The sequence below is a fragment of the Mesorhizobium sp. M5C.F.Ca.IN.020.32.2.1 genome, from assembly GCF_004023105.1.
Classification (GTDB): Bacteria; Pseudomonadota; Alphaproteobacteria; order Rhizobiales; family Rhizobiaceae; genus Mesorhizobium; species Mesorhizobium wenxiniae.
The window spans coordinates 1-3228 of sequence record NZ_RZSX01000738.1; the positions used below are offsets into that span (position 1 = coordinate 1).

At 64.5% G+C, this 3228-nt stretch carries 4 protein-coding genes; 3 read left to right on the top strand and 1 reads right to left on the bottom strand.

What is annotated here, in order from left to right; genetic code table 11:
- Positions 1-755, bottom strand: a 755-nt coding sequence (locus EOA86_RS27970; protein WP_128344631.1) for an SMP-30/gluconolactonase/LRE family protein, incomplete at its 3' end; no start/stop codon positions are given.
- 349 nt (positions 756-1104) lie between these two features.
- Here EOA86_RS27970 and EOA86_RS27975 point away from each other — a divergent pair.
- The 3 genes from EOA86_RS27975 to EOA86_RS27985 all read left to right on the top strand — a co-directional run bounded on the left by EOA86_RS27975 (position 1105) and on the right by EOA86_RS27985 (position 3051).
- Positions 1105-1803 carry a phosphatidylserine decarboxylase gene (locus tag EOA86_RS27975; RefSeq protein WP_065009836.1) on the top strand — a complete coding sequence of 233 codons (699 nt, stop codon included), beginning with the start codon at positions 1105-1107 and terminating at the stop codon, positions 1801-1803.
- Positions 1804-1806: 3 nt separating this feature from the next.
- Complete coding sequence (gene pssA / locus EOA86_RS27980) at positions 1807-2622, top strand: CDP-diacylglycerol--serine O-phosphatidyltransferase (RefSeq protein ID WP_128344633.1); 816 nt, start codon at positions 1807-1809, stop codon at positions 2620-2622.
- Positions 2623-2787: 165 nt separating this feature from the next.
- The gene (locus tag EOA86_RS27985) at positions 2788-3051 is read left to right on the top strand and encodes a hypothetical protein (protein WP_127212500.1); all 264 of its coding nucleotides are present in this window, start codon (positions 2788-2790) and stop codon (positions 3049-3051) included.
- Positions 3052-3228: the final 177 nt, after the last annotated feature.

The following is a 3228-nucleotide window of genomic DNA, read 5'->3' on the forward strand; positions in this document are numbered from 1 at the left end:
GTCTTGCCGTCGGCACCGCCGAGCATGCAGGCAAAGCAGCCGCGATCGGCATCGACGCTGTCGAGCATTGCGCCGCCTTCGCGCACGCGCACGCAGTGCCGGTTGGGGACGTCGGCATACCAGACCGCGCCCTCGGCATCGAGGCAGATGCCGTCGGGAAAGCCGTTGCCGAGGTCGGCCCATCGCCGCCGGTTGGCGAGGCTGCCATCGGCGGCGATGTCGAAGGCGGTTAGCCTGTTGGCGTGCGATTCCGCGACGATCAATGTTTTGTTGTCAGGCGTCACCGCCATCCCATTGGCGAAGGCGATCTTGTCCGCCACCTGCCGCACCGACCCGTCCGGCGCAATGAGCACGATGGTGCCGGGGCCGAAATGCTGGCCAGCAGCCGGCGCGGGTCCGCCGCCATTGACGTAGATGTTGCCGCGCCCGTCGACGACGATCTCGTTCCAAGGGCTCGTTGAAAGACCTCGCAGATCGGCGTGGGTGGCCAGCGTACCGTCTGGTTCTTGCCGCAGCACCAGCCCATCACGCCCGCTGACGACGACCAGGCGGCCGTCCGGCAGCCAGTCGATCGAATAGGGCAGGGTGGCCGGCACGGTGAGCATGACTTGACTGTTGCCCTCGGCATCGACGGCGACGATCTGGCCGGTCCCCCAGTTGCAGAACCAAAGCCTGTCGTCATGCCAGCGCGGCGACTCGCCGAACGCCAGACCGTTCATCACGACATTTACTTCTTTAGCTGCTGATTTCTGCATGGACCGAGAACCTCCAGGTTGCGCGAATCGTCACGGCTAACGGGCCGACGAGAAAGCGCTGTCCTGCCAAGGACGGGCGAGAGTGCTCCGTCCCGACAGGTGAGGGCCGGCGACGGCGGTTTTTTGCGTCACCAGATTAGGATTGGCCGCGTGAACCGGCTCAATGCGCCGTACGCGTCGATCCACCTCTCTCATCGTCCGCGTAACGGCGGCGTCGTCCTCGGCTGTTGTGCATCCCATCGACGGTGAACGGGATCAATAGCCGAGCCGGCCTTTCCTATTGTTGCGTTGCGGCCACAGGGTGTTTCCGCTATTGAGGCCGGACCTGAAACTAGGCTGTTCCCATCCCATGGACCTCGTCGACACGATCAAGAAAACGTTCGTTCCGATCCATCGCGAAGGCTATCCGTTTATCGCCGCCTTCGCAGCGGTGACGCTTTTCCTCGGCTATTTCTCTTCGATCCTGTTCTGGGTCTGCCTCATCCTGACGGCCTGGTGCGTCTATTTCTTCCGCGATCCCGAGCGCGTCACGCCTGTCGACGACCGGCTGGTGGTGAGCCCGGCCGACGGCATAATCACGGCGGTCGGTCCGGCAGTGCCGCCGCGCGAACTTGGCCTCGGCGGCGGCGAGATGACCCGCATCTCGGTGTTCATGGACGTCTTTTCCTGCCACGTGAACCGGGCTCCGGTGCGCGGCCGAATCACAAGGATAGAGCATCGGCCGGGCCAGTTCCTCAACGCCGCACTTGACAAGGCGAGCGCCGACAACGAGCGCAACGGCCTGGTCATCGAAAGCCCCAACGGCACCGTGGCCGCGGTGCAGATCGCCGGCCTGGTGGCGCGGCGCATCGTCTGCTGGGCCGAAACCGGCGGCACGATCGGCATCGGCGAGCGCTTCGGGCTGATCCGCTTCGGCTCGCGTGTCGACGTATTCCTGCCCTCGACCGCAACGCCGCGTGTCGCCGTCGGCCAGACCGCAGTTGGTGGTGAAACCATACTGGCCGAATTCGGCGGCATTGCCGCAACGCCGCTCGTGCGGGTGTCCTGAGCCGTGGGCGCGCCGTTCAAGAAATTCGAGGCGCATGGCGGCGGCGGCCCGCGCATCCGTGAAATCCCGATGCGCATGGTGTTGCCCAATCTCGTCACCGTGCTCGCCATCTGCGCCGGCCTCTCCGGCATCCGCTTCGGCTTCGAAGGCCGTTTTGAGCCGGCAGTGGTGATGGTGCTGCTCGCCGCCTTCCTCGACGGCATCGATGGCCGCCTGGCGCGGATGCTGAAGGCGACGTCCAAGTTCGGAGCGCAGATGGATTCGCTGGCCGACATCGTCAATTTCGGCGTCGCACCCGCGCTGGTGCTCTATGCCTTCCTGCTCGACCAGGCCGGCTCGCCGGGCTGGATTGCCGCGCTCCTGTTCACCATCGCCTGCGGACTGAGGCTCGCTCGCTTCAACGTGCTCGACGAAGAAACAGATCGTCCGCAGTGGCAGACCGAGTATTTCGTCGGCGTGCCGGCGCCGGCGGGTGCCGTGCTGGTGATGCTGCCGCTTTATCTCTTCTTCCTGCGGCTTGGCGTGGAGCCGTCCCGCCCTGCCGCCTTCATCGCCGCCGGTTTCACCGTTCTGGTGGCCTTCCTGCTGGTCAGCCGGCTGCCGGTCTATTCCGGCAAGAGCCTGAAAGTCCCGGGCGACAAGGTGCTGCCGATCATCCTCGGGGTCGTTCTCTACATCCTGCTGTTGATGACCTACCCCTGGTACACGCTGACGGCGTCTGTTGCCGGCTATCTCCTCTTCCTGCCATTCAGCGTGCGCGCCTATTCCAGGCGCGCCAAGCGCGAAGGCGAGAAGGTGCCGCCTTCAGACATCGGCTGACAGACCTGTCGCCAACTCGCTCCGACGATCACCTGGCGCGGGAACCTGCCGGGCATCTTGACCGTTCTGTCTCAGCGGGCGAGGCGTGCGACCTCGCAAAACGCCTCGCCACCGGCCTCTCAACCTGCTGTGCCAGGCGCAGGAGCTGAAGAAGAGTGAGACGAAATGGCTGTTGTCCTCATCGGTGCGTTGCTCATTGTCGCTGGCGTTGTGTACATGGCTGGCGCAGCCCTAAGGCGCGGGCGGCTCAGCGATCCGGCGCCTGTTCGCGCGGCGCCGGATCGCTCGACGCCAAATCTCGCAACGCCAGGCCCGACACTTGAGCCGCGACGACGCGGGCTTGGTTTCCTGGGCCTGTCGCAGAACTGGCCGGGCCTGCTGATGATAGCGGTCGGGTTCATGCTGCTGTTGTCGGTGGTGGTCGTCTAGAGCATTTGCTGCCAAACGTCTTCGCTTGGCGTCCCAGCAAAATGCGTTAAAACAAAGAGTTAGAGCGCGGTTTTGGTCCACCAAAAAGCGCTCCAAGCGTCAAGCTGCCGCGCTGAGCCCCAGTCGGTCAATCGCCAGTTTACGGGTCGCGACATAGTCGGTCTTGCCTGAACCCAG